Source organism: Ruegeria sp. AB7, assembly GCF_056542625.1.
In genome coordinates, this window is sequence record NZ_JBQGAC010000001.1 from 625,990 (window position 1) to 650,614 (window position 24,625).

Here is a 24,625-nt window from a genome sequence, read left to right on the forward strand (position 1 = left end):
CGTGATTACTCCGCCCAATGTACGGTCATGCCGCTGAGCACGGCCGCGATCGGAGCTTCCTCGGGTGGCAGTGACATGGCACGATCCAGGGCATTCCGTTTAGTTTCTCCGAATATGACGAGATGCTTGGACAGAGCGCCGTCCAGAACCTGACCCGTCAGCGTGATACGCGCTTCGGGCTGCACATCGGTCCGCGCTACCGCCAGTGTCGGGGCGTTGTTGTTCAGAGCAGCAGACAAGCCCTGCATCCCCGGAAAGAGCGAGGCGGTATGCATGTCCTCACCCATACCCAGCACCAGAACCGATAGCGGCAGATGCGGGTTAATCAGGCTTTCGATCTCGGGCAAAACCGCCTCAGGCTCATGTTCCGCAACATAGAGCGGCATGTATTGTGCAATGGATGCGCGACTGGTCAGCAACCGTTCCCGGATCAACCTCTCGTTCGAACGCTCGTGATCACCCGGCACGCATCTTTCATCGGTCGGCAGTATGTGCACACGATCCCATTCCAGATCCGCAGCGCACAATCCATCAAAGATCGGCCCCGGTGTGGTTCCGCCCGGAACGGCCAACGAGACAGTATCATGATGTAGCAATGCGGCCTCAAGGTCTCCGGCCAATGCATTCGCGACATCAATCGCCAGCATGTCGCGATCGGCATATTCTTTGATATTCATGGATTTATTCCTTGCCAGCGGCGGTGGTCTCGTTTCATCAGCAACTCAGCGTCGCCCGGGCCGGTGCTGCCGTTTTCATAGGGTTTGGGAACATCACCGCGCGCCTCCCAGCCCGCGATAATCGGATCGGTCCAGGCCCATGCGGCTTCTACCTCATCGCCGCGCATGAACAGGGTTTGGTTGCCGCGAATGACATCCATCACCAGCCGCTCATAAGCGTCGGGTGGGTCCTGGTTTTCAGGCCCAAGCGCTTCGGCAAAGCTCATGTCCAGCGGAACGTCAACCAGACGCATGCCTCCCTGCCCCGGCTCTTTAATTGTCACTTTCAAAGTGATGCCTTCATTGGGCTGCAACCGGATCGACAGGACATTCGCATGACGCCCGGCCTCTTCGCCAAAAATCGAATGCGGAGCATCCTTGAACATCACATTGATGACCGAGGACCGCGCCACCAGCTCTTTGCCCGTGCGCAGATAGAACGGTGTGCCCGCCCAACGCCAATTGCTGATATGCGCGCGCAAAGCGATGTAGCTTTCCGTCGTCGACCTTTGATTGCCGACAACTTCACGATACCCCCGGCCATCGGCGCCGCCTGCAAACTGACCTCGTACGATATGGTGCGGCTCAACCGAATCCAACGCGCGTATGACCTTGAGTTTCTCATCGCGCACCGCGTCCGGATCAAATTTTGCGGGTGGTTCCATCGCGATCAGACACAAAAGCTGCATCAGATGGTTCTGCATCATGTCGCGCATGGCGCCAGCGCGCTCGTAATACTCTTCACGACCGTCAATGCCGACGGTCTCGGCCACAGTGATCTGAATGTGATCGACATACTGGCTGTTCCAAAGCGGTTCGAACAGCATGTTGCCGAACCGAACGGCCATCAGATTCTGAACGGTTTCCTTACCCAGATAATGATCGATCCGATAGATTTGCCCTTCGTCAAAATGCGCCGCCAGTGTCGCATTCAACGCGCGTGCACTTTCCAGATCGTGCCCAAAAGGCTTTTCGACGACGATACGGGTTTGCGGGGTGGCGAGATTGTGCGTCCTGATTTGTTCTGCCAGCGGGCCAAACAAACGGGGGCCTACCGAGAAATAGAAGGCCCTGATACGATCCGCATTCAGCATTTCGGCCAACTGGGCCCAACCATCTTCGGACAAAGCGTCAAGCGGGACATACTCCACGCGCTGAAGAAAACCGTTCACAGCCTCCTGATCTTTTGCCCGCTTCGGAGCGTGCTGGCGCAACGATTCGGCCACCATCTCGCGAAAGCCATCAACGGTCAGAGCGCCCCGCGCTGCGCCGATGATCCGGGTGGCCTCGGGCCACTGCCCGGCGCAGTAACGCCGAAACAGGGCCGGAACGATCTTGCGCTGTGCCAGATCGCCGGTTCCGCCGAATATGACCAGATCAAATGGGTCAACAGGTATGACACGAGAAACCATGGCTTTTCCTTACCTTGCCGCTTGGGGCATGTCCAATGTTAGCGCAACCAATCAGCAACTTTCTTCCCACATCAAAACTCTGTCAGCGAGGGGTAGATGCTCTTAACTAAACCGGCACAAACGGTTAAGTCGGTTTGGCACAAGCACAGAACCGGATGCCGGAATGAAAGACAACGCCCTACAGGCTGCGAATATCGGGAAGTTTCAGAACAGTTTAGTGACAGCAGACGGGCAAACGCGCGCGTCCGTTGCGCTGACTCATCCCGAAACCCTTTGGTTCAACACCGGAACGCTGTGCAACATCGAGTGCGTAAACTGCTATATCGCCAGCAGCCCAACCAACGATGCTCTGGTTTACATCACCGCCGACGAAGTCCGCGACTATCTGGATCAGATCGAACAGCGCCAATGGCCGATCCGCGAGATAGGCTTTACTGGTGGTGAGCCCTTCATGAACCCCGAGATGATCGAGATGACGCGCGTCGCGCTAGAGCGCGGATACGAAGTTTTGATCCTGACCAATGCAATGCGGCCGATGATGCGCCGCAAAATGCGCGAGGGTTTACTGGAATTACAGCGCGACTACGCAGAAAAACTGACGCTGCGTGTCTCCGTCGACCACTACCGCCCCGATCTGCATGACGAAGAACGCGGCAAAGGCAGTTTTGCCAAAACTCTGACGGGGATGGAGTGGTTGCGGGATAACGGCTTTAGGATGGCAATTGCCGGGCGCTCAGTCTGGGGGGATAGCGACGCTGAAAGCCGCGCGGGGTATGCAGCATTCTTTGCCAAGCACGGCTTTGACATCGATGCGCAAAATCCGGGCCAAACAGTTTTGTTTCCCGAGATGGACGAAACAGTTGAAGTTCCTGAAATCACAACCGCTTGCTGGGGCATCCTGGACAAAGCCCCTGATGCGGTGATGTGCGCCAGCTCGCGTATGGTCGTCAAACGCAAAGGCGCCGAGCGTCCGGCGGTGCTGGCCTGTACGCTGCTGCCTTATTCGCCGGAGTTTGAATTGGGCGAAACCCTTGAAGAGGCCGAGGCCGACGTGCATCTGAACCACCCGCATTGCGCCAAATTCTGTGTATTGGGCGGCGCGAGCTGTTCGGCCTGAGGGCTAATTTACCCGAAACTCACCCACCATGTTGCGCCATTCTCCCGGCGCGATCATTTTACGGTGCGTGAACCTGACCGAGTGCAGCGGACCTTCAATCTCTTTCTGCCAGAATTCTACGAATTCGAACAGCTTCGGATGGTCCGGAGCAAGGTCGTAATCCTGCCAAATAAACGTGTTCAGTACGTGAATATAGTCGGGCATGTGGTAGAAAAATTCCGCCGTGGTCAGCCCGTACCCCTTAAGCATGAGTTCAGTTTCACTTTGCGCCATGCAGACCTCCAAATTTGTTACAAGGTCTAGTCAGAGTAACACGGAACTGTCCTAATACTTAGATAACAATATGTTACTCAGGTGTTACCGACCTAATTTGGCCGGGGAACGGTTGCTTGCTTGCACCTTATATGCCGGGTCTGATAAAGTGTATCCACAAGATATAGATCAAGAACAAGACACGGGCAGCCTACGTGAGCGATACGCCAGAAATCCCTGAAAACATGGACGAAACCCCGCCCGAGCGCCCCGTTTATGACGGCCCGACGGTATCCATCGAATCCGAAATGCGCACGTCCTATCTGGACTATGCGATGTCGGTCATTGTCAGCCGTGCGATCCCCGATCTGCGCGACGGGCTGAAACCGGTGCATCGGCGTATTCTCTACGCGATGCATGAGACCGGGAACACTCATGACAAGTCCTATCGCAAGTCGGCCCGTCCGGTTGGCGACGTGATGGGTAAGTACCACCCGCATGGTGATAGTGCGATCTATGACGCGCTGGTGCGGATGGCGCAGGATTTCTCGATGTCGCTGCCGCTGCTTGATGGTCAGGGCAACTTTGGCTCAATGGACGGCGATAACCCGGCGGCGATGCGTTACACCGAAGTACGGATGGACAAACCCGCCGCGTCCCTGCTGGCCGATATCGAAAAAGAGACTGTCGATTTTCAGGACAACTATGACGGCAAAGACAAAGAGCCGACCGTCCTACCCGCCCGTTTCCCGAACATGCTGGTCAATGGTGCCGGTGGTATTGCCGTGGGTATGGCAACCAACATCCCACCGCATAACTTGGGCGAAGTGGTCGATGCCACTCTGGCGCTGATCGACGATCCCGATCTGACATCCGAACAACTGATCGAATATGTGCCCGGCCCCGACTTCCCGACTGGCGGTGTGATGCTGGGCCGCTCAGGTGCGCGCAAAGCGTACCTTGAAGGCCGTGGCAGCGTTATCATCCGCGCCAAGACCCGCGTAGAAGAGCTGCGCAAGGATCGGTACGCCATCGTTGTGGACGAGATCCCCTATCAGGTGAACAAAGCCTCGATGATCGAAAAGATCGCCGAAGCCGTGCGTGAAAAACGCATCGAAGGCGTCAGCCACGTACAGGACGAATCCGACCGCAATGGTGTGCGTGTCGTGGTCGAACTGAAACGCGATGCAACGCCCGAAGTGGTGCTGAACCAGCTCTACCGCTTCTCGCCGATGCAGACCTCATTTGGTTGCAACATGCTGGCGTTGAACGGCGGTCGGCCTGAACAGCTGACCCTGCGCCGCTTCCTAACCTCGTTCATCGACTTCCGCGAAGATGTTGTTGCCCGCCGCACAGCCTATGACTTGCGCAAGGCGCGTGAGCGCAGTCACATCCTGTGTGGTCTGGCCGTGGCCGTTTCGAATGTTGACGAAGTGGTTGCCACGATCCGCTCGTCGGCAGACGCTGCTGAAGCGCGCGAGAAACTAATGACCCGCCGCTGGCCTGCATCCGAGATCGAAGGCTATCTACGCCTGATCGACGATCCGCTGTCCAAGATGAATGACGACGGCACCTATAACCTGACCGAGGTACAGGCCCGCGCCATTCTCGAGCTGCGGCTGCAGCGTCTGACCCAACTGGGTGTCAAGGAAGTCACGGACGAACTGGAAGAACTGGCCGACAAGATCAAGGAATACTTGGATATTCTGTCTTCGCGTGAGCGCATCATGGGCATCATCGCCGATGAGCTACGCAGCGTGCGCGAGCAGTTCGCCGTCGACCGCCGCACCGAGATCGTTGACTGGTCCGGTGATATGGAAGACGAAGACCTGATCGAACGCGAAGATATGGTCGTGACTGTCACCTCAGGCGGCTACATCAAACGCACCCCGCTGGCCGATTTCCGGGCGCAAAAGCGTGGCGGCAAAGGCCTGTCGGGTATGCAGACCAAGGAAGAGGATGTTGTCACCAATCTCTTCGTGGCGAACACGCATACGCAACTGCTGTTCTTCACCACCGAAGGCATGGTGTACAAGCTCAAGACCTGGCGTCTGCCGCAATCCAGCCGGACCGGTAAGGGCAAGGCGATCGTCAACATCCTGCCGATCCCGACCGGTGTCTCGATCGCGGCGATCATGCCCGTGGATGTGCCGGATGAAGAGTGGGAGAACCTGCAAATCGTCTTCGCCACCAGTGCAGGTGACGTCCGCCGCAATCGTCTGTCAGATTTCACGAACGTCCGCCGCAATGGCAAGATCGCGATGAAACTGCCCGAGGATGTGGAACTGGTAAACGCTCGCATCTGTTCAGAAGATGAAGACGTGATGCTGGTCACCAATTCGGGCCGTGCGATCCGATTCCGCACCACTGATGTACGTGTCTTCAACTCACGCGAATCTACCGGTGTACGCGGCATCAGGCTGAGCAATGGCGACCGTGTCGTCTCGATGTCCGTAATTCGCCATTTCGAGGCCGACCCGGACGAGCGCGCCGCCTACCTCAAGATGCGCCGCGCAGTCGCGGGCATTGCGGATGACGGCGAAACGGACGAGGACGAAGCCGCGCCTGGCAGTATCACGCAGGAACGCTATGCCGAGATGTCGGCAGCCGAGAACCTGATCTTGACCATCACGTCGGGCGGCGCGGGCAAGCTGAGCTCCAGTCACGACTACCCGGTCCGCGGTCGCGGTGGCATGGGCGTTGCGGCGATGGACAAAGCCATGCGCGGCGGCGAACTGGTTGCCTCCTTCCCCGTAGAAATCGACGATCAGATCATGCTGGCTACCTCGAAGGGCCAATCGATCCGGGTGCCGGTCGAGGGCATCTCGTTCCGCTCCCGCAGCGCGGGTGGTGTGCGGGTATTCAACACCGGCAAAGGCGAAGAAGTCGTTAGTGTGGCCTGGATCGCCGACCAGGGTGACGAAGAAGCCGAGGAATAACAAAGCACTACAGAAGTGTAACAAAACGCCCGTATTGCGGGCGTTTTTGTTACTCAGGGTCACGTTCCTGCCAACGGCACGAGGGTGGGCTTGCCCCAGCAGGCCCGGCACGCCTAGCATTTCGATATGTGGTCATTCGCCCATATCCGACCTGCCTACAGCCGTGCTGAGCGAATAAGTGACGGTGTTGTTCATGTGCTGGGTGTTTCTTCGGCGGTGATCGCAGCGCCTATGCTGATCATCATGACAGTCTTCTATCGGTCAGACCCGGCGGCGGTTTTGGGCGCCTCGATCTATGGAATAACTCTGGTTTTGATGCTGACGCTCTCGGCGCTCTACAACATGATCGAGCATGATGAGTGGGCAGAGTTTCTGCGCCGCCTTGATCACTCGGGTATCTACGTGAAGATCGCAGGAACTTATACGCCGTTCCTGCTGCTCTCGGCTTCGCAACCTCCGGGACTTTTGCTGGGGCTGTGGTCTTCTGCGACGCTGGGCTCTGTTCTGAAGATGATCGACCCGAACCGCTTCCGCTGGTTCGGGCTGGCGCTGTATCTTCTGATGGGATGGGCCGCGGTTTGGGCCGGACAATCCATGTTGGCCGAACTTTCACCCCTTACCCTTACTTTAATGATCGCCGGAGGCCTCATCTATACCGCAGGCGTGGTATTTTACCTTCTGGACTGGCTGCCCTACCACAACACCATCTGGCACGTGTTTGTATTGGCAGGAAGCGGCCTTTTCTTCGCCGCTGTTGCCTTGCGTATCGAAATGGTACCGTCAGGGCCAGTGTAACGCCGGAGCGCCACGAACACGCCTCAAAGCCCGTACAACGCCCCGAACTTCTGCTCCAGATAAGCCAACAGCGGCTCCGGCCCTGGTTCCACCCCACTGGCGCGCTGAATGATTTCGCGGGGCGCGTACAGTCCTCCATGCTGCTGCACATGCTCTCGAAGCCAACCGGTCGCCCCGGAAGTATCGCCAGCTGTCAACTGCCCCTCAAGTCCGGGAATTGCCGCGCGCAGTGCTTGATACAGGCATCCGGCATATACATTGCCCAGTGAATAGGTCGGGAAATAGCCAAACAGGCCAACCGACCAGTGTACGTCCTGCAAGCATCCATTCGAGGGCTTGTCGACCGCATAACCAAAATCTGCTTTGAAGCGGTTGTTCCAGGCGGCTTCAAGGTCGCCGACCTGCAAGTCACCGGCCATCAGTGCGCGTTCCAAATCAAACCGCAGCATGATGTGCAGATTGTACTGCACCTCATCCGCCTCGGTCCGGATATAGCCGTTGTGGACGCGGTTGACGGTGGCATAGAACGCATCTGCATCGGCGATGCCAAAATCACCGAACGCCTCTTTCATCTGGTCAAACAGCCATCCGGTAAAGGCGCGCGAGCGGCCCAGCTGGTTTTCGTAAATCCGGCTTTGGCTTTCATGCACACCCATCGACACACCACGTCCCAGCGGGGTCAGCAGGTAATCGCGGTCGATGCCCTGCTCATAGGCGGCGTGTCCAACCTCGTGAATGGTCGAGTAAAAGCAGTTGAACGGATCGGTCTCGCTGGTGCGGGTGGTGATCCGAACGTCCAGCCCACTGCCCGAGCTGAACGGATGCACCGCTTTGTCGACGCGGCCATTGTTGAGGTCATAGCCGAATGTCGTGGCCAGTTTCTGCGTCAGGCGCATCTGGGTCAGTTCGTCAAAGCTGCCGGTCAGCGCGACAGGTTCCGGGCGATCCAGAACGGCGGCGCGAAGAGCCACCAGACGTGGGCGCATTTCGTCAAAGATCGCAGCGATCTGAGCGCCGGTTGTGTAGGGCTCGTAATCCTCGACCATCGCGTCATAAACGTCGCCACCCTGTGCCAGCGCTTCACCTTCTTGCCGTTTCAGCGAGACAACTTCTTCCAGCACCGGCAGGAAGGCTGAGACATCTTCGTCCGCTCGCGCCTGGGCCCATGTGCCCTGCGCGGCGGATGTCACGCGGGCAATCGCCGTCGCCAGATCGGCGGGCACCTTCACCGCGCGGTCAAAGGCGCGGCGTATCTCACGCAGTTGTGCCTTGCCGACCTCATCTTGCGGTGCGGCCTGCTCCAACCATTCGGCAACGCGAGGGTCAGAGCGGCGAGCATGCAATACAGCCTCGATCGCTGCCATTTCCTCGGCCCGTTGCGGCGCGGCACCGCGCGGCATCACCGTTTCCTGGTCCCAGCCGAGCCTACCGGCAATCTGGCCCAGGGCCGAGGTTTCGCGCTGAAAGGCCATCAGGTCATTGTATGCTGTCATGGGATCATGCTCCGCGCACAGATGTTGCGATAGGGTAAGCTGTCAGGAAGCGGGCGCGCAGGATCAGTGTCCAGACGACCACGGCCATGAACTGGTGGAAAATGGCAATCTGCCAAGGTGCCGCATAGACGACTGTGATGATGCCCACGACCACTTGCAGTGACAAAGCCGCGAACATGGCGTTGAAGGCAAAGCGGGTCTGTGGGTGCGCGCTGCTGCCACCGCGCCGCCAGACTATGATGGCGAAAATAAACAGCAGATAGCCGACGCAACGGTGGATAAACTGCACCAGACCGGGACTTTCAAAGAAGTTACGCCACATCGGTTCCAGCATGGCCGCATCGGGCGGCAGCAACTGACCGCCAATCAGGGGCCAGTCAGTGTAGGACCTCCCCGCGTCGATCCCGGCCACCAGCGCACCGATGAGGATTTGCAGGAAGGTGAAGTGCAGCAGTCCGGTCGATATCGAGAAAAGCTTAGCCTCTTTCGCGCGGCGGGCCTGCATCAGGTCACGTTCGTCACGGCCAAGTTCAAAGATGTACCAGGCAAGAAAGCCGAGGATCACGAAGGCCAAGCCAAGATGCGTTGCCAGACGATAGCTGGCAACGGCGGTCATGCCTTCACCCTGTGTGACGCCCGAGGCGACCATCCACCAGCCTACAGCACCCTGAACACCGCCAAGCAGGCCGGGGATCAGCAGCTTACCAGCCCATCCTGTCGGAATCTTGCGGGTCACAAGGAAACCGATAAATCCAACGGCCCAAACCAATCCTATCACGCGGCCCAACTGGCGATGGCCCCATTCCCACCAATAGATGGTTTTGAAATCATCCAGCTCCATCCATTGGTTCTGAATTCGCCACTGGTCAATCTGCTTGTATTTGTCGAATTCGGCTTGCCAGTCGGCGGCGTTCATCGGTGGGATCGCACCCGTAATAGGTCGCCATTCGGTGATCGATAGACCACTGTCGGTCAGCCGCGTGAGCCCGCCCACGGCAATCATGATCACGACCAGCGCGAACAGGATCATCAGCCAAACCCGGATCGCGGCCCGCGCACCGCCACGCCCCCGGTCGATCATACCGGGTTGGACGGCCTGTTGTTTTTCGCTGTCCGAGACCTCTTCGAAGATGCTGCGCTTACCGCTCATGCTGTCCTCATGTCCTGATTTCGTCGCAAGCTATGGTTTGGCGGAAGATAGGTCCAGCCTCAGCTTTTGTCTTTCCAGCGGACCATCTGCCGCATGATCCCGTGAAGCATCTGTACATCGGCCCGTGTCATCCGCATCCGCGACCACAGATTGCGCAGGTTCACCTTCATTCCTTCAGCTTTTTCCGGCGGATAGAAGAACCCGGCCTGTTCCAGACGGTCCTCATAATGCTCGACCAACTTTTCAACCTCGATCCCCGTCGCCCAATCGCCCTTGCCCAGATCAGTTGCCTCATGCACGACATCCCCGGTCTGGCGCATCCATTCGTAGGCGGTCAGCAGAACGCACTGCCCGAGGTTCAACGACGCATATTCAGGATTCACCGGCACCGAGATAATCGCATTGGCCTTGGCGATATCCTCATTCTCAAGCCCTGCCCGTTCCGGGCCAAACAGAACAGCGACCTTTTCGCCCGCCGCCACTTTCTGCGATGCAAGCTGCATTGCGCGCTCCGGGCTATAGACAGGCTTGGTCAACCCACGTTGCCGCGCTGTGGTGGCGAAGACAAAGGTGGTGTCCTCCAGCGCGCCCGCCAGATCATCAAATAACTGCGCCTCATCCAAAAGCCGCCCGGCCCCGCTGGACATCGCCACCGCCTTGGGGTTGGGCCAGCCGTCGCGCGGTGCCACGATCCGCATCCGATCCAGCCCAAAGTTCCACATCGCCCGCGCGGCAGCACCGATGTTCTCACCCATCTGAGGGCGCACCAGAACAAAAGACGGCTGTGATGTATCGCTGGGCATGGCTAACTCCGAAAAACTCCGCTTGCTCTAATGGCCGCATGGGTCGAGGGCAAGTCGGCCCGGCGTCTTCTGTTCGCAAAAGGGTACGTAGCCGGCATAAAAGTTTGCTTCCCGCGCGCAATCCGCTAAACCGCGCGAAAGATGACAAACCCGAAGGACGCGCCATGGACACCCCCGAGCAGCCGCAGATTTACCTGATCACGCCTCCGACCATCGCGCTGAGTACATTCCCTGACCAATTGGGTCACGTATTGGACGGGGCTGAAATTGCATGTATCCGCCTCGCCTTGGCTGGAAGCGACGAAGATACCATCGCGCGCGCCGCCGATGCTTGCCGCGAAGTTGCGCATGCGCGCGATGTAGCCATCGTGATTTCCAACCATGTATTGCTGGCGCAGCGGTTGGGTCTGGACGGGGTGCATCTGGATGACGGCGCGCGGTCTGTCAGGGCAGCCCGTAAGGAGCTGGGCGCGGATGCGATTGTCGGCAGTTTTTGCGGGTCTTCCAGCCATGACGGGATGACTGCTGGTGAAAGTGGCGCGGATTACGTGGCCTTTGGCCCGGTTGGTTCCGCCACGCTGGGCGATGGTACTCAGGCCGAAAAGGACCTGTTCCAATGGTGGTCCGAAATGATCGAGGTTCCCGTCGTGGCCGAGGGCGGCCTGACGTCCGATCTGATCCGAGACCTCACCCCCTGCACCGATTTCTTCGGCATCGGAGAGGAAATCTGGTCGCAAGATAACCCGTTGGAGGCGCTGAACTCTCTGATTGCCGCAATGCGCTGAGGGATGCGAGCGTTAACCCTTGCACCCGCGTCGGGGCTGCGGCATGACACAAGGCATGAACAAGAACAGCGAAATTTTGTGCATCGGCTCGGTCCTTTGGGACGTGATCGGACGCTCGGCCAGCGCCATGCGACAGGGCTCGGATGTACCCGGCCGCATTACTCGCCTGCCCGGTGGCGTCGCCATGAACATCGCCATGACGCTGGTGCGGTTCGGAATGACCCCGACTTTGCTGACCGCAATTGGCCGCGACGCTGAAGGCGACGAATTGGTCCGGTCCTGCGCGCGTTTGGGGATGGTCACCGATCACATCTATCGCTCGCAAGACCTGCCAACCGACAGATATATGGCGGTTGAAGGAGCCAACGGGCTGATCGCCGCCATTGCCGACGCCCATTCGCTTGAAGCTGCCGGAGCCAAAATCCTGCGTCCCTTGATGCATGGTCCGCTGGGCTATGAAAATACGCCATTCGAAGGGCCCATCGCGCTGGACGGTAACCTGACGCTTACCTTGCTTGAAGAGATCGCCCAAAGCCCCGCCTTCGCCAAAGCCGACCTGCACGTCGCCCCGGCCTCGCCCGGCAAGGCAGAACGGCTGCTGCCCTTCCTCAAACACGCCCGTGCAACGCTCTATGTGAATCTCGAAGAGGCCGGACTGCTTTGCCAACGCGAGTTCACCGATTCCGAGAGCGCCGCCAAAGGCCTGCTGGACCGTGGCGCGTTGCGGGTTCTTGTGACCGATGGCGGCAACTCGGCCACCGTCGGGGATGCTGATGCTGTCTTGACCCAAACACCCCCGTCCGTTCTGGTCACCCGCGTGACCGGCGCGGGCGACACTTTCATGGCCGCCCATATCGCCGCCGAGGCGAATGGTGCCGACAGCGACGCGGCACTCAGCCGCGCGCTGCGCGCCGCTGCAACCTATGTTTCCGGAGAAACCCCACTGTGATCACCATTCACTATTCCGCAGAGGTCCGCGCCGCCAAGGATGCGGGCCAACCAATCGTGGCATTGGAAAGCACCATCATCACCCATGGCATGCCCTACCCCCAGAACATCGAGGTCGCGGCACAGGTTGAACAAGACATCCGCGATGCGGGCGCCGTTCCAGCAACGATTGCCGTTATTGACGGAGTTTTGCACGTCGGCCTCGAAGCCGACCAGCTGAGCGCACTGGGTCAAGCGCAAGGCGTCGCCAAACTGTCACGCGCTGACATGGCCGCCTGCCTCGCCACAGGCGGCACCGGGGCCACCACCGTCGCCGCAACAATGATCGCCGCACATTATGCAGGCATCGAGGTCTTCGCCACCGGAGGCATCGGTGGGGTGCATCAGGGGGCCGAAACCTCCTTCGACATCTCCGCTGACCTGCACGAGCTCGCGCAGACCCCGGTGACTGTGGTCGCGGCCGGGGCCAAAGCCATCCTCGACCTCGCCAAAACGCTTGAAGTTTTGGAAACGCTCGGCGTCCCCGTCATCGCCCACAGACAGGACGAGTTCCCGGCCTTCTGGTCCGCAAAATCACCCTTGGCAGCCCCGCTGCGCATGGATGATGCCGCTGACATAGCAAAAGCCCACGCAACACGGCGTGCGTTGGGGCTGCCGGGTGGTCAGTTGGTCGCTAACCCGATCCCGCAAGCCGACCAGATCCCGTCCGAGGAACTGGCCCCGATCATCGCGTCCGCACAGGCCGATGCAGAAACTCACCGGATCACTGGCAAAGGCGTCACACCTTATCTGCTACAGCGTATCTATGAACAGACCGAAGGCCGTTCGCTTACCGCCAACATCGCATTGGTACGCAACAACGCCCGACTGGCAGCGGTCATCGCGCGTGCGCTGACGGAATCAGCCCACTGACCCCAGCTATTGCACCAAGCGCCCGGACTGCTTACCTAATTCCGCAAACCACTCAGGACCGCAATGAACACTCCGTTTGACGAAGAACCCCACCGACGCCCCGGCCTGTTCTCCCGGCTACGCGCGTCCTTTCTGACTGGTATCGTCGTCATTGCTCCGGTGTGGCTGACCATCTGGTTGATCTGGTCTGTAGTGGGTTGGATTGACAGCGCAGTCTTGCCGCTGATCCCGCAGCGGTTCCAGCCGTCCGAATATGTCGGCATCAACCTGCGCGGCGTCGGCGTAGTCATATTCTTGCTGTTCACGATCATCGTTGGCTGGATCGCCAAAGGTATCCTGGGTCGTTCATTGATTCATTTCGCCGAAAGCGTCGTCGACCGCATGCCCGTGGTCCGTTCAGTTTATTCTGGGATTAAACAAATCTCGGAAACTGTGTTCGCCCAGACCGAGCGGTCTTTCGAAAAAGCCTGCCTGATCCAGTATCCGCGCCGGGGCATCTGGGCAATCGGCTTCGTCTCGACAACAGCGCGCGGTGAAGTGAGCGATCGTGCCGAAACCGGGGGCGAGTTGCTAAGCGTGTTTGTCCCGACAACTCCAAACCCCACATCCGGGTTCCTGTTGTTTTTCCCCGCAGAGGATGTGATCCTGCTGGATATGTCCATCGAGGATGCAGCCAAGCTGGTGATCTCAGCAGGTCTGGTTTACCCGAATGACAAAGACCCAACCCAACCGCCTGAATAATCAACCAAACATTGCCGGCAAATCGACCGTGCTCCGCTGACCCAGATCGTCCTTATGCACGCTCAGAAACTGCTCCGCCGCATCGCGGCCGGACTGTTTCAACCGGTTCAGCACAACCGGGTTTGGCACGATCTTGGTGGCCGCCGAAAGGTCGTTCATCAAGGCGTCATCAGCGATCATATGCACCAGCACCCGGCTCATCTCACCAGCCTTCAGCTTGCCTTCGGCCAGAAGCCGTTGAACGAAATTGATCGCACGCAGCTCGCGAAACAACGATGAGTTAAAACTGATCTCATTGATCCGGTTCTGAATCTGCTGCGGCGTTTTAGGCACCTCATCGCGTTCCAGCGGGTTGATGTTCACAATCACCACATCATCTGGCAAATCCCCACCGAACAACGGATAAAGCGCCGGGTTTCCGGTATAGCCGCCATCCCAATACGCTTCGGTCCGCTCGGATTTCGGGTCATAGATCTCAACCGCCTGAAACAGGTTCGGCAAGCAGGCCGAGGCCAGAATCGCATCGGTCGAAATCTCCTCGCCTGTGAAAACGCGAATCTTGCCGCTGCGCACACAGGTGGCGCAGACAAACAGCGCGGGCCCTTCGTCTGCACAAATCTCATCAAAGTTGAACCGATCCACAACCGGGGTGAGCGGATTGCGATAAAACGGCCCATAGGCGTAAGGCGATACCAGCCGCGACCATGCTTCGGCCATCGAGAACGGAACGGAGTACTCCAACGCTTGTGCAACATGAGCAGGCTCAATGCCCCGCATCCAATGGGCAATTCGCATATCGCCGACGGCACCCATGCGTTTCCAAAGCCCATCCAGACACGCCCGCGCCCCGTCGCGCCCTGCATGCACCATCCCTGATTTGAACGCTGCCCCGTTCAAAGCGCCGGCCGAAGTCCCAGTGATCGCGGCAACCTCGATATCCTCTTCATCCAGCAATCGATCCAGTACACCCCAGGTAAATGCGCCATGCGCCCCACCGCCCTGCAATGCCAGATTGATCCGTTTCATGGTTCCGCCTCTTCATCTGGCCAGAAATACCTCGGGGGTATGGGGGCAGAGCCCCCATGGTCCCTCACAATGCCGTCCATCCCCCATCCACGGATATCGTCGTTCCTGTGATCTGTGCCGCTGCATCCGAGCACAAGAAGATCGTAGTTCCGCCCAGCTGCTCGACCGTGGCAAACTCCTTCGATGGCTGCCGCTCCAGCAGGATGTTCTTCACCACATCCTCGCGGCTCATATTGTACTCTTTCATCGTGTTGGGAATTTGCGCCTCAACCAATGGAGTCAGTACGTATCCCGGACAAATAGCATTGCAGGTGATCGGCTCCTGCGCAGTCTCCAGCGCCACGGTCTTGCTCATCCCGACGACACCATGCTTTGCCGCGATGTAAGCCGCCTTGTAGGGCGAGGCCGTCAGACCGTGAGCCGAGGCAATATTCACGATCCGCCCCCAACCCGCCGCGCGCATCTTCGGAAGCGCTGCCGCCATCGTATGAAAGACCGAATTCATGTTGATCGCGATGATCGCATCCCATTTGTCCGACGGAAACTGATCGATCGGAGCCACATGCTGAATGCCGGCGTTGTTCACCAGAATGTCACAAGCACCTGCCTGTTCGATCAGTGCACGGCATTCATCGCCCTTGGACATATCTGCCTTGATGTAGCGCGCGTTGGTTCCCGTCTCTTTGCCAATCTCGGTGGCCAGCGCATGATCTTCATCCCGGTCGGTGAACGAATTCAGCACCACATCCGCCCCGGCCTTCGCCAGCTCACGCGCGATGCCCAGCCCAATCCCCGAATTCGACCCCGTGACGACGGCTGTTTTGCCCGACAGACTCATGGCACTCTCCTTATGAGTTTTTGTTTCTCAAACACAGTGCCATGCTGCACCTGCAAAGAAAACGGGGAATGATCTGATCCGCGCGCCCGCACGAGTTTTGCCAAAAAAAACGCCCGCACGAAGCGGGCGTTAAGTTATTGAGGCAGGTTTCATACAGGCAAGAAACCTATCGAGCAGTAGAACCTTTATAAGCAATTCCACGCCCTCGTCCAAGCTAAAAGTTTGATAATAAGAAAAATCATGGCTACGGTGAATCCCAAACAAAATAAGGCCAGAGCAGGATTGTTTCCAAAATGAGCCCCGATTATCTCCGCCCCCTTCGTCCCGCGATTGTGGGAATCACCTGTATTTTCGCCGCCTCAATGGCGTCAGCAGAATCGGCCCATGGCATAGCTATGTATGGTGACCCGGCCCTACCACCGGATTTTGTGTCGCTACCCTACGCAAATCCTGACGCGCCCAAGGGCGGCAAGGTCGTATTTGGCAATACCGGCGGCTATAACAGTCTGAACCCGTTTGTGCAAAAAGGCACCGCGCCGTGGCAGTTGCGATTTTGGACGCATGAAAGCCTGATGGGCCGCTCCTGGGACGAACCTTTCACTCTTTACGGGTTGTTAGCCGAATCAGTTGAGACGGATTCGGACCGAACCTGGGTCGAATTCACGCTGCGCGAAAATGCTGAATTCTCGGATGGATCGCCGGTCACTGTCGATGACGTGATCTGGTCGTATGAGACACTGGGCACCGAAGGCCACCTGCGATATCGCGGGCTGTGGGGCAAGATTGATAGCATTGAACAGACTGGACCGCGCAGCGTTCGGATCACCTTTAACGAACCGGATCGCGAACTGGCCCTGATCGCCGGAATGCGCCCGATCCTGCAAAAAGCGCAGTGGGAGGGAAAGTCGTTCGCTGACGCTCAACTACACGATATACCCATCGGTTCCGGACCATACGTAATCGATGACTATGAGGCTGGCCGCTATGTGAACCTGCGTCGCAATCCTGACTATTGGGGTGCCGATATCCCCTACCGCAAGGGCACGATGAATCTGGATGACATGCGGATTGAGTTCTACGGCGACGGCACAGTCGCGTTTGAAGCGTTCAAAGCTGGCGAGCTTTCGGCCGTTCGTGAATTCAACGCGGATAAATGGAACACGCAGTACAACTTCCCAGCGGTTCAGCGCGGTGATGTTGTGAAGACGGAAATTCCCCATCAAAAACCATCGGGCATGACCGGCTTTGTCATGAACACACGCAAGGCGCCATTCGATGACTGGCGCGTACGCGAGGCGCTGACGCTGGCCTTCAACTTCGAGTTCATCAACGACACCATTACAGGCGGGGCGCAGCCCAGGATCACCTCCTATTTCTCGGGTTCGGAATTGGGGATGCAACCCGGACCGGCCACTGGTCGTGTCGAGGAATTGCTTCAACCTTACGCCGCCGAATTGGCACCGGGCACGCTGGATGGATATGAATTGCCTCAAAGCGATGGAACCGAACGCAACCGCCGAAATATCCGCAAAGCGCTTAAACTGCTGGAAGAGGCCGGATGGACCATTCAGGACGGCCAGCTTCGCAACGCCAGCGGTGAGCCGTTTGTGATTGATCTGGTCATCAGCCAGGGCAGCCTGAACGTGGTCCAGGATGTCGGCGTGATCGCGGAAATCTATGCCCGCGCCCTCGAACGCCTGGGTATCCAGTTGACAGTCGAGAAAGTAGATGACGCGCAATATACTTCACGCATCGATGCGCAAGATTTTGACATGACCCCGTTCCGTCGTGCGCTGTCGCTCTCGCCAGGCAACGAACAACGCCTGTATTGGGGCAGCGAAAACGCCAACGCTCCCGGGACGCGGAATGTCATGGGTCTGACCTCGCCCGCCGTGGACGGGCTGATCGACGCGATGCTGGCCTCGGAAAGCCACGAGGATTTTGTTGCGGCAACGCGCGCGCTGGATCGTGTTCTGACAGCGGGTCGCTATGTTATTCCTATCTGGAGCTTTGATGTCGGCCGTATCGCCCATGTCAAAGAGCTGAAACAACCCGACACTCTGCCAATTTATGGCGATGGGCCAGAATATATGCCACAGGTCTGGTGGTTTCAGGATTGACGAGTCCTTTCTATTTCCATATTTCATGAATTATGGAAATAGAGATTCATGACAGGCTGAACGCACTCGCACATCCCAAGCGGCTGGATCTGTTCCGGCTGTTGATGCGTCGCTATCCAGATTCCGTTGCTGCGGGTCAGATTGCCGAGGCTTTAGCGCTGAAACCCAATACTGCGTCAACCTACCTGAATGCATTGAAATCCGCCGGGCTGATCCAGCAGTCGCGCAGCGGGACATCATTGCAATATGCCGCCAACTTACCAGCGGTGCGCGGGCTGTTTGATGAGTTGCTGGGCGGTTGCTGTCAAAATCGTCCTGATTTGTGCATGCAACCCTCGGATGACCCCGTTATGGCGTCCCCTGACCGCGTAATGAATGCGCTTTTCCTCTGCACCGGAAACTCGGCCCGTTCGATCATGGCGGAAGCCATCCTGAACAATGAAGGTAACGGCTTGTTTCGCGCTTATTCGGCAGGAACGGCACCATCGGACGGACCAAATTCAATCGTTATGGAACTCTTGAAGCAAAAAGACTACGACACGACCTCGCTCCGCTCAAAATCACTGGAAGAATTTGCCGCTGCTGATGCCCCAAAGATGGATTTTGTCTTTACCGTCTGCGACCACGCGGCCAACGAGGCCTGCCCCGCTTGGCCGGGACAACCGATAAGCGCGCATTGGGGTCTGCCCGATCCGGTCAAAGTTGAAGGAACCGACGCGCAAAAGCAGCTGGCATTCCAGCAGGCCTACGGATTGCTGCGCAACCGTATCACCGCCTTTGCAAGCCTCCCGTTCGAAACGCTCGACCGCATCTCACTACAGCACAAGGTGGATGGTATCGGTCGAATGGCCGAATAGTCCTCGATCAATCCAAGGATACCCCCATGAACATACTGGTTCTATGCACCGGCAACTCGGCTCGGTCGATTCTGCTGGAGTCGCTCTTCAATCACACCGGCGAAGGGCGTGTACGCGCCTATTCAGCAGGCTCCAACCCGACCGGGAAGGTGCATCCGCAATCCTTGACGCTGCTTGGTGCCGAAGGCCATGACGTCCGCGATGCCCGCTCTAAAAGCTGGGATGAGTTTGCAGCAGAAGATGCTCCGGAAATGGACATAGTGATCACGGTTTGCGGCTCAGCCGCCGAAGAGACATGCCCCGTCTGGCCCGGCGCCCCCGTACGCGCGCATTGGGGTGTCGAGGACCCGGCTGCCGCGTCTCATTCAGACTGGGAAACCGCCTTTAGGACGGCATATGACATTCTTGGGCGCCGCGCCGAAGCACTTCTGGAGCTGCCCATTGAAACCATGGACAGCGTTGAACTCTCGGCACATCTCAAACGTATTGGAGCCCTGCTGTGAGCGCCCGCCAGTACTTTGCCGAATTCCTCGGAACCGCCTTCCTGCTGATCGGCGTCGTCGGATCAGGCATCATGGCGCAAACCTTGTCCGACGGGAACATCGCGCTGGCGTTGCTGGCCAATGCAATTGCGACCGGCTGCATCCTTTACGCTATCATCACTACGCTCGGCCCTGTCTCGGGCGCTCACTTCAACCCTGCAGTGACATTGGCCTTTGCGCTGCGCGGTGAACATCCCTGGCGTGCGGTCACCCCTTACATGCTTGTTCAGATTGCCGGCGGTATCGCGGGGGTCTGGGCCAGCCATTACATGTTTGACCTGCCGATTCTGCAAACTTCGGAAACGATGCATCGTACCGGGGCTCATCAGTGGTTTTCGGAAATTGTCGCCACTTTGGGTTTGCTCTTTGTGATTTTCGGCGGAATTCGGCACAAGCCGGACACGGTACCAGCCCTTGTGGGCCTCTATATTACCGGCGCCTACTGGTATACGTCTTCCACAAGTTTTGCTAATCCGGCCGTTACAATCGCAAGGGGCTTTACGGATACCTTTGCGGGGATATACCCTGCGCACATTCCGATGTTCATAATTATGCAGTTAATTGCTGTATTTATCGGACACAAAATACTGAACTGGTTATTCGAACCAGCAGAATAACGGACCGGCCGCCACTCACTTTACTGCAGGTCCGTGGGCCCGTTGCGGTATCTCCGCAGCGGGTTTTTTGCATCTTATCTCCTGACTCCGGCTGCGACATTTTGTCATGTCTGCAGCAACGCACGGCGCTCCGTAGGCTGTCTTGGGGGAGAGCAATCCTGAAACACCAACTAAGGAAGGCTCGCAGATGCTAAACTGGGCTGATCTGACGCAAGACTGGGACGCGTCATATGCGCGTGCAAAACGTAGGTTTCCGAACCTGCGCGATAGGGATATGGCGCGCGTTGGCGAAGATCGCAAACAGTTCGAAGCTTACCTGGCCGAGCGTCACCACCTGACCGTAAACGAGGCGCGCGAAGAGCTTGAGGATTTCCTGTTCACCGAAGCATTGAACCGCGAAGCGGCCCAAGCCCTAAGCAAGTGACGTCACCCACAGGATCGTCGCATCCTCATCACTGACCGAAATGACGTTATGCCCCATGCTGCCGTCGTAATAAGCGCTGTCGCCGCGGCGCATTTCGACCGGCTCATAGAACTCGGTAAACAACCGCACCACTCCGGTCAGGACATACAAAAATTCCTCACCATCGTGACGCACCCAGCCGTCAAATTCTTCCATCGAGCGTGCACGTACACGGGCGCGATAGGGCAGCATCTGCTTTTTGGTCAGCGTTTCTGCCAGCAACTCATGTTCGTAGGTGGTGGTCGCATGGGCCGCCCCCCCGCCCATCTTGGTCACTGCCATTCGACCGATCACCTGATCGCGTTGTGGCGGCGTAAAAAGCTGAGGCACCGAAATCTCCAATCCGGTCGCCAGCTTTTTCAAAGCATCATAGGTCGGAGACATCTGACCATTTTCGATCTTGCTGAGTGTCGACCGGGCCAGACCCGCCTGACTCGCCGCCTGTTCCAGCGTCCAGTTGCGGGCTTTACGCAGTTCGCGCACGCGCGCGCCCAGATCGACCGGCTCCAACTCGGTGTTGACACCATTGTCGCGGGCAATTCTGACGATAGATTTATGATCATTGGTGGCCATGGGTCTTTCTATAGGGCGAGCATGCCCTGCTTGCAACGCGCCTCGCACGGGGATAGCCAGTTCTCATGTTGTCGATCTTTGATCAGGGGCCGCCTACGCCCTACCCGCGCCCATTCAATCTTGCCGCGCATGTGCTGCGCCATGCGAAAAGTTCAGCTGAGAAGACCGCGCTTTCGGTGCTGAGATCGGATGGTGCAACAGACTGGACCTATGGCGATCTGCATTCGGCGATAATGGGCACCGGTTCAGGATTGCTGCAGAGCGGCCTTCGCGCCCAAGACATTGTTCTCATGCGATTGGGCAATACCGTCGATTTTCCGATCGCCTATCTGGGCGCAATCGCCGTGGGACTGGTCCCCGTGCCCACCTCATCACAACTCACCGAGCAAGAGACCGCAAAGATCATCGACGATCTGAAACCCGCCGCCATTTTGCGAGATCCCCAGGTCGCCTGCGCGCCGCACCCGGATCAGATCATGCTGCCTGAACTGGCCCGGATGCGATCACTGCCGCCTGCAAGTTTTGCCATGGGAGATCCCGAGCGGCTGGCCTACGTGGTCTACACTTCGGGCACTTCGGGCAAACCCCGTGCGGTTGCGCATGCACACCGCGCCATCTGGGCTCGGCAGATGATGGTCGACGGCTGGTATGGCCTGAAATCCTCGGACCGGCTGTGCCATGCGGGGGCATTCAATTGGACCTACACGCTGGGCACCGGCTTGATGGACCCTTGGGCCATTGGTGCAACGGCTCTGATCCCTGAACCCGGGACAGACATACGCGATCTGCCTGCCCTGTTGAAACAACATCGTGCCACCATCTTTGCAGCCGCACCGGGGGTCTTTCGGAAGATGATGCAAAGTGACGCGCAGCCCGGCCTTCCCGATCTGCGCCACGGCCTTTGCGCCGGGGAAAAGCTGTCGCGACACCTGCATGAACAATGGGTGCAGTCCACCGGCACCGAGCTTTATGAGGCTTACGGCATGTCCGAATGCTCGACCTTCATCTCATCCAGCCCAAGCCACCCAGCACGCGGCACAGCGTTGGGGCAGCCGCAGCCCGGGCGTCGGATTGCCATCCTCGGGCCGGATGGCCCTGTGCCACAAGGTCAGGAAGGTACAATAGCCGTACATCGCGAAGATCCGGGCCTGATGCTAACCTATCTGAATGCCCCCGACGAGGCCGCTGCTCGGATGCAGGGAGATTGGTTCCTGACCGGTGATCAAGGCGCGATGGCCGTTGATGGGCAAATCACCTATCTGGGTCGAGATGACGACATGATGAATGCGGGCGGATATCGCGTTTCCCCGGTCGAAGTCGAGGCGGCCTTATCCACCCATCCCGAGATCACCCAGGTCGGGGCGGCTACGGTTGAGGTAAAACAGGACAGTTCGATCATCGTTGCCTTCTACACTGGCCCCGAAGAACTGGACGCGGCGGACCTGCACGCCTATGTGTCTGACAAGTTGGCGCGCTACAAACAGCCGCGTGCCTTTGTCCATCTGCCCGCCTTGCCCACCGGAGGCAACGGCAAACTTCTGCGCCGCGCCCTGCCGGCCTATTTCAAGGCGACGTCCGAATGACACACACTGTAAAGCTCGACATCATGTCCGATCCGATTTGCCCCTGGTGCTATATCGGCAAGACCCATCTGGACAAGGCGCTGGCCGAAGTGCCAGACCACCCCTTTGTGATCGAGTGGCACCCCTTTCAGCTGAACCCCGATATGCCCGACGAGGGCATGGATCGGCGCGAATACCTTGAACGGAAGTTCGGCGGCAAGGACGGAGCAGTTCGCGCATACGCTCCCGTTGTCGAACATGCCGAAAACGCAGGTTTGAATATCGATTTCGAAGGCATGAAACGCACGCCCAACACGCTGGATGCCCACCGCCTGATCCACTGGGCGGGGATTGAGGGCAAGCAGGATGCCGTGGTCGATGCACTCTTTAATGCTTACTTCGTCGAGGCGCGTGATATTGGTGATCATGAGGTGTTGGCTGATGTCGCCGACAGCGTCGGCATGGACGCAGCGGTTGTACTGAAACTGCTGCAGTCAGACGCCGACCGCGAGGATATCCGTAACCGCGACAGCCATTCACGCGAAATGGGCGTAAATTCGGTTCCCACATACATCGTTGCAAACCAGCACGCCGTTCCGGGCGCGCAACCTCCTGAATTGTGGGCAAAAGTGATCTCTGAGATCATGTCTCAGATTGAGGCTTCCCCTGCAGAATAGCACATACCTCTGTGCATTTCTGATCTAGTCCAACCCGAAACGCCGTGATAGCGCATTCGGGAAGGAGTTCCCCATGGCCGACCGCATGTCCCGGGGCGAATTCATTGCGTTGATCGCGATGATGTTCGCCACGATAGCCTTTTCGATCGATTCAATGCTGCCAGCCCTGCCCGAGATCGGCGCAGAGCTCAGCCCCTACGATCTGAACAAAGCACAGTTGATCCTGACCTCTTTTGTGCTGGGCATGGGGATCGGCACATTCTTTACTGGGCCAATTTCCGATGCGGTCGGGCGCAAGCCGGTGATTTATGGTGGTGCCGCTCTCTATATACTTGCCTGCGCTGTTGCGTGGTCGAGCTCATCGCTTGAACTGGTGCTGGCTGCGCGCATCGCGCAGGGCCTCGGGGCGGCCGGGCCGCGCGTTGTGGCTATGGCGATCATTCGCGACTTGTTTTCAGGGCGCGAGATGGCGCGCATCATCTCGATTGCGATGATGATCTTTACTCTGGTCCCCGCCGTGGCACCGCTGCTAGGCGCAGGCGTTATTGCACTGGTCGGCTGGCGCGGCATCTTTGTGTCCTTCATCATATTCGCCACGATCATCGTGATCTGGATGGCCACGCGCCTGCCTGAATCTTTGGCGCCCGAAAACCGGCGCCCCTTCCGCCTGCCCCTGATGATTGCGGCAGTGCATGAGATGTTCGCACACCCCACCGTGCGCCTCTCGATCCTGGTGCAGACGCTGTGCATGGGGTTGCTGTTCACCATGCTAACGATGGTTCAGCCGGTTTTTGACGTCATCCATGATCGGGCAGACAGCTTTCCCTTCTGGTTCGCCTTCGTGGCGCTGATCTCGGGTTCGGCCAGCCTTTTGAACGCTGCCGTGGTCGTACGCGTCGGGATGCGCCGTATGGTGACCTGGGCCTTGGGCGCGCAGATTCTGATAACAAGCGCCGTCATCATCCTGAACATGACACCACTTTCACCGGGCGCGTCATTTGCTGTTTTTGTGGCGTGGCAGACCTCGATCTTCTTTATGGCCGGTGTAACCATGGGCAACCTGAACGCCATTGCCATGGAACCTATGGGTCATATCGCGGGAATGGCTGCCTCGGTCATTGGCTCGATCGCCACAATTCTGGCGGCTGCCATCGCGGCCCCTATTGGGCTGTTATTTGACGGGTCGATCACACCGCTGACGACCGGCGTGCTGACGATGTGCATCCTTGGCTTCGGCCTGATGCTACATATGGGCCGGATCGAAAACAGACTGCCCGCCTGATCTGT

At 58.1% G+C, this 24,625-nt stretch carries 24 protein-coding genes; 15 read left to right on the forward strand and 9 right to left on the reverse strand.

The features are described from left to right. Positions 1 to 5: 5 nt before the first annotated feature. Positions 6 to 677, reverse strand: a complete 672-nt coding sequence (pgl, locus tag ACR0EN_RS03165; protein ID WP_170595492.1) for a 6-phosphogluconolactonase — start codon at positions 675 to 677, stop codon at positions 6 to 8. Then, entirely contained in the window at positions 674 to 2,128 is a 1,455-nt protein-coding gene (gene zwf, locus ACR0EN_RS03170; RefSeq protein ID WP_480585168.1) for a glucose-6-phosphate dehydrogenase, read from the reverse strand. The genes pgl and zwf overlap by 4 nt, the downstream gene beginning before the upstream one ends. A gap of 163 nt (positions 2,129 to 2,291) precedes the next feature. Here zwf and ACR0EN_RS03175 point away from each other — a divergent pair, with 163 nt between their 5' ends. After that, positions 2,292 to 3,245: a radical SAM family protein gene (locus ACR0EN_RS03175; protein ID WP_170817819.1), complete on the forward strand. Its 954-nt coding sequence runs from the start codon at positions 2,292 to 2,294 to the stop codon at positions 3,243 to 3,245. A gap of 3 nt (positions 3,246 to 3,248) precedes the next feature. Here ACR0EN_RS03175 and ACR0EN_RS03180 read toward each other — a convergent pair whose 3' ends face one another. Further along, a complete protein-coding gene (locus ACR0EN_RS03180; protein WP_039535770.1) occupies positions 3,249 to 3,518 on the reverse strand; it encodes an usg protein in 270 nt (89 codons plus the stop codon). Positions 3,519 to 3,712: 194 nt separating this feature from the next. On the opposite strand from ACR0EN_RS03180, the gene gyrA reads away from it, so the two are divergent. Beyond that, positions 3,713 to 6,436: a DNA gyrase subunit A gene (gene gyrA / locus ACR0EN_RS03185; protein WP_170396932.1), complete on the forward strand. Its 2,724-nt coding sequence runs from the start codon at positions 3,713 to 3,715 to the stop codon at positions 6,434 to 6,436. Positions 6,437 to 6,562: 126 nt separating this feature from the next. After that, positions 6,563 to 7,231, forward strand: coding sequence for a PAQR family membrane homeostasis protein TrhA (gene trhA / locus ACR0EN_RS03190; protein ID WP_170817820.1), 669 nt, complete (start codon positions 6,563 to 6,565; stop codon positions 7,229 to 7,231). A gap of 23 nt (positions 7,232 to 7,254) precedes the next feature. Here the strand turns inward: trhA and ACR0EN_RS03195 are convergent, their stop codons facing one another. Genes ACR0EN_RS03195 through ACR0EN_RS03205 form a run of 3 tightly spaced genes read right to left on the reverse strand, consistent with a single transcriptional unit; the run spans position 7,255 to position 10,677 of the window. After that, positions 7,255 to 8,724, reverse strand: a complete 1,470-nt coding sequence (locus ACR0EN_RS03195; protein WP_480585173.1) for a carboxypeptidase M32 — start codon at positions 8,722 to 8,724, stop codon at positions 7,255 to 7,257. Between the two features lie 4 nt (positions 8,725 to 8,728). Further along, positions 8,729 to 9,874: a heme A synthase gene (gene ctaA / locus ACR0EN_RS03200; protein WP_170817822.1), complete on the reverse strand. Its 1,146-nt coding sequence runs from the start codon at positions 9,872 to 9,874 to the stop codon at positions 8,729 to 8,731. 59 nt (positions 9,875 to 9,933) lie between these two features. After that, positions 9,934 to 10,677 carry an RNA methyltransferase gene (locus ACR0EN_RS03205; protein ID WP_170396917.1) on the reverse strand — a complete coding sequence of 248 codons (744 nt, stop codon included), beginning with the start codon at positions 10,675 to 10,677 and terminating at the stop codon, positions 9,934 to 9,936. Between the two features lie 164 nt (positions 10,678 to 10,841). Here ACR0EN_RS03205 and ACR0EN_RS03210 point away from each other — a divergent pair, with 164 nt between their 5' ends. The 4 genes from ACR0EN_RS03210 to ACR0EN_RS03225 all read left to right on the forward strand — a co-directional run bounded on the left by ACR0EN_RS03210 (position 10,842) and on the right by ACR0EN_RS03225 (position 14,063). After that, complete coding sequence (locus ACR0EN_RS03210) at positions 10,842 to 11,462, forward strand: thiamine phosphate synthase (RefSeq protein ID WP_170396915.1); 621 nt, start codon at positions 10,842 to 10,844, stop codon at positions 11,460 to 11,462. Between the two features lie 55 nt (positions 11,463 to 11,517). Next, positions 11,518 to 12,411, forward strand: a complete 894-nt coding sequence (locus ACR0EN_RS03215) for a PfkB family carbohydrate kinase (protein WP_480585176.1) — start codon at positions 11,518 to 11,520, stop codon at positions 12,409 to 12,411. Next, positions 12,408 to 13,322: a pseudouridine-5'-phosphate glycosidase gene (locus ACR0EN_RS03220; RefSeq protein ID WP_480585179.1), complete on the forward strand. Its 915-nt coding sequence runs from the start codon at positions 12,408 to 12,410 to the stop codon at positions 13,320 to 13,322. Before ACR0EN_RS03215 ends, ACR0EN_RS03220 begins: the two co-directional genes overlap by 4 nt. A 63-nt stretch (positions 13,323 to 13,385) precedes the next feature. Beyond that, positions 13,386 to 14,063 (forward strand): DUF502 domain-containing protein, encoded by a 678-nt coding sequence (locus tag ACR0EN_RS03225; RefSeq protein ID WP_170396909.1) that lies wholly within the window; start codon positions 13,386 to 13,388, stop codon positions 14,061 to 14,063. Here ACR0EN_RS03225 and ACR0EN_RS03230 read toward each other — a convergent pair whose 3' ends face one another. Both ACR0EN_RS03230 and ACR0EN_RS03235 read right to left on the reverse strand, forming a co-directional pair. Further along, positions 14,064 to 15,089 (reverse strand): patatin-like phospholipase family protein, encoded by a 1,026-nt coding sequence (locus ACR0EN_RS03230; RefSeq protein ID WP_480585181.1) that lies wholly within the window; start codon positions 15,087 to 15,089, stop codon positions 14,064 to 14,066. Positions 15,090 to 15,153: 64 nt separating this feature from the next. Beyond that, positions 15,154 to 15,927, reverse strand: coding sequence for a 3-hydroxybutyrate dehydrogenase (locus ACR0EN_RS03235; RefSeq protein WP_170396905.1), 774 nt, complete (start codon positions 15,925 to 15,927; stop codon positions 15,154 to 15,156). Positions 15,928 to 16,220: 293 nt separating this feature from the next. On the opposite strand from ACR0EN_RS03235, the gene ACR0EN_RS03240 reads away from it, so the two are divergent. From ACR0EN_RS03240 to ACR0EN_RS03260, 5 genes are all read left to right on the forward strand, one after another. Continuing rightward, entirely contained in the window at positions 16,221 to 18,047 is a 1,827-nt protein-coding gene (locus ACR0EN_RS03240) for an extracellular solute-binding protein (protein WP_170626898.1), read from the forward strand. 32 nt (positions 18,048 to 18,079) lie between these two features. Further along, a complete protein-coding gene (locus ACR0EN_RS03245; protein ID WP_170817827.1) occupies positions 18,080 to 18,904 on the forward strand; it encodes an arsenate reductase/protein-tyrosine-phosphatase family protein in 825 nt (274 codons plus the stop codon). Positions 18,905 to 18,930: 26 nt separating this feature from the next. Next, complete coding sequence (locus ACR0EN_RS03250) at positions 18,931 to 19,407, forward strand: arsenate reductase ArsC (protein WP_170465316.1); 477 nt, start codon at positions 18,931 to 18,933, stop codon at positions 19,405 to 19,407. Further along, the gene (locus ACR0EN_RS03255) at positions 19,404 to 20,063 is read left to right on the forward strand and encodes an aquaporin (protein ID WP_170465314.1); all 660 of its coding nucleotides are present in this window, start codon (positions 19,404 to 19,406) and stop codon (positions 20,061 to 20,063) included. The genes ACR0EN_RS03250 and ACR0EN_RS03255 overlap by 4 nt, the downstream gene beginning before the upstream one ends. 187 nt (positions 20,064 to 20,250) lie before the next feature. Next, the gene (locus ACR0EN_RS03260) at positions 20,251 to 20,487 is read left to right on the forward strand and encodes a hypothetical protein (protein ID WP_170396893.1); all 237 of its coding nucleotides are present in this window, start codon (positions 20,251 to 20,253) and stop codon (positions 20,485 to 20,487) included. Here the strand turns inward: ACR0EN_RS03260 and ACR0EN_RS03265 are convergent. Next, positions 20,476 to 21,099: an XRE family transcriptional regulator gene (locus tag ACR0EN_RS03265; protein ID WP_170396891.1), complete on the reverse strand. Its 624-nt coding sequence runs from the start codon at positions 21,097 to 21,099 to the stop codon at positions 20,476 to 20,478. The two genes, ACR0EN_RS03260 and ACR0EN_RS03265, sit on opposite strands and share 12 nt — an antisense overlap. Before the next feature lie 65 nt (positions 21,100 to 21,164). Here ACR0EN_RS03265 and ACR0EN_RS03270 point away from each other — a divergent pair, with 65 nt between their 5' ends. The 3 genes from ACR0EN_RS03270 to ACR0EN_RS03280 all read left to right on the forward strand — a co-directional run bounded on the left by ACR0EN_RS03270 (position 21,165) and on the right by ACR0EN_RS03280 (position 24,620). Continuing rightward, positions 21,165 to 22,682: a class I adenylate-forming enzyme family protein gene (locus ACR0EN_RS03270; protein ID WP_480585184.1), complete on the forward strand. Its 1,518-nt coding sequence runs from the start codon at positions 21,165 to 21,167 to the stop codon at positions 22,680 to 22,682. Continuing rightward, positions 22,679 to 23,338, forward strand: coding sequence for a DsbA family oxidoreductase (locus ACR0EN_RS03275; protein ID WP_480585187.1), 660 nt, complete (start codon positions 22,679 to 22,681; stop codon positions 23,336 to 23,338). The genes ACR0EN_RS03270 and ACR0EN_RS03275 overlap by 4 nt, the downstream gene beginning before the upstream one ends. Positions 23,339 to 23,411: 73 nt before the next feature. After that, on the forward strand, positions 23,412 to 24,620 hold the full coding sequence (locus ACR0EN_RS03280) for a multidrug effflux MFS transporter (protein WP_170406074.1): 1,209 nt from the start codon (positions 23,412 to 23,414) through the stop codon (positions 24,618 to 24,620). The last annotated feature ends 5 nt before the right edge of the window (positions 24,621 to 24,625 follow it).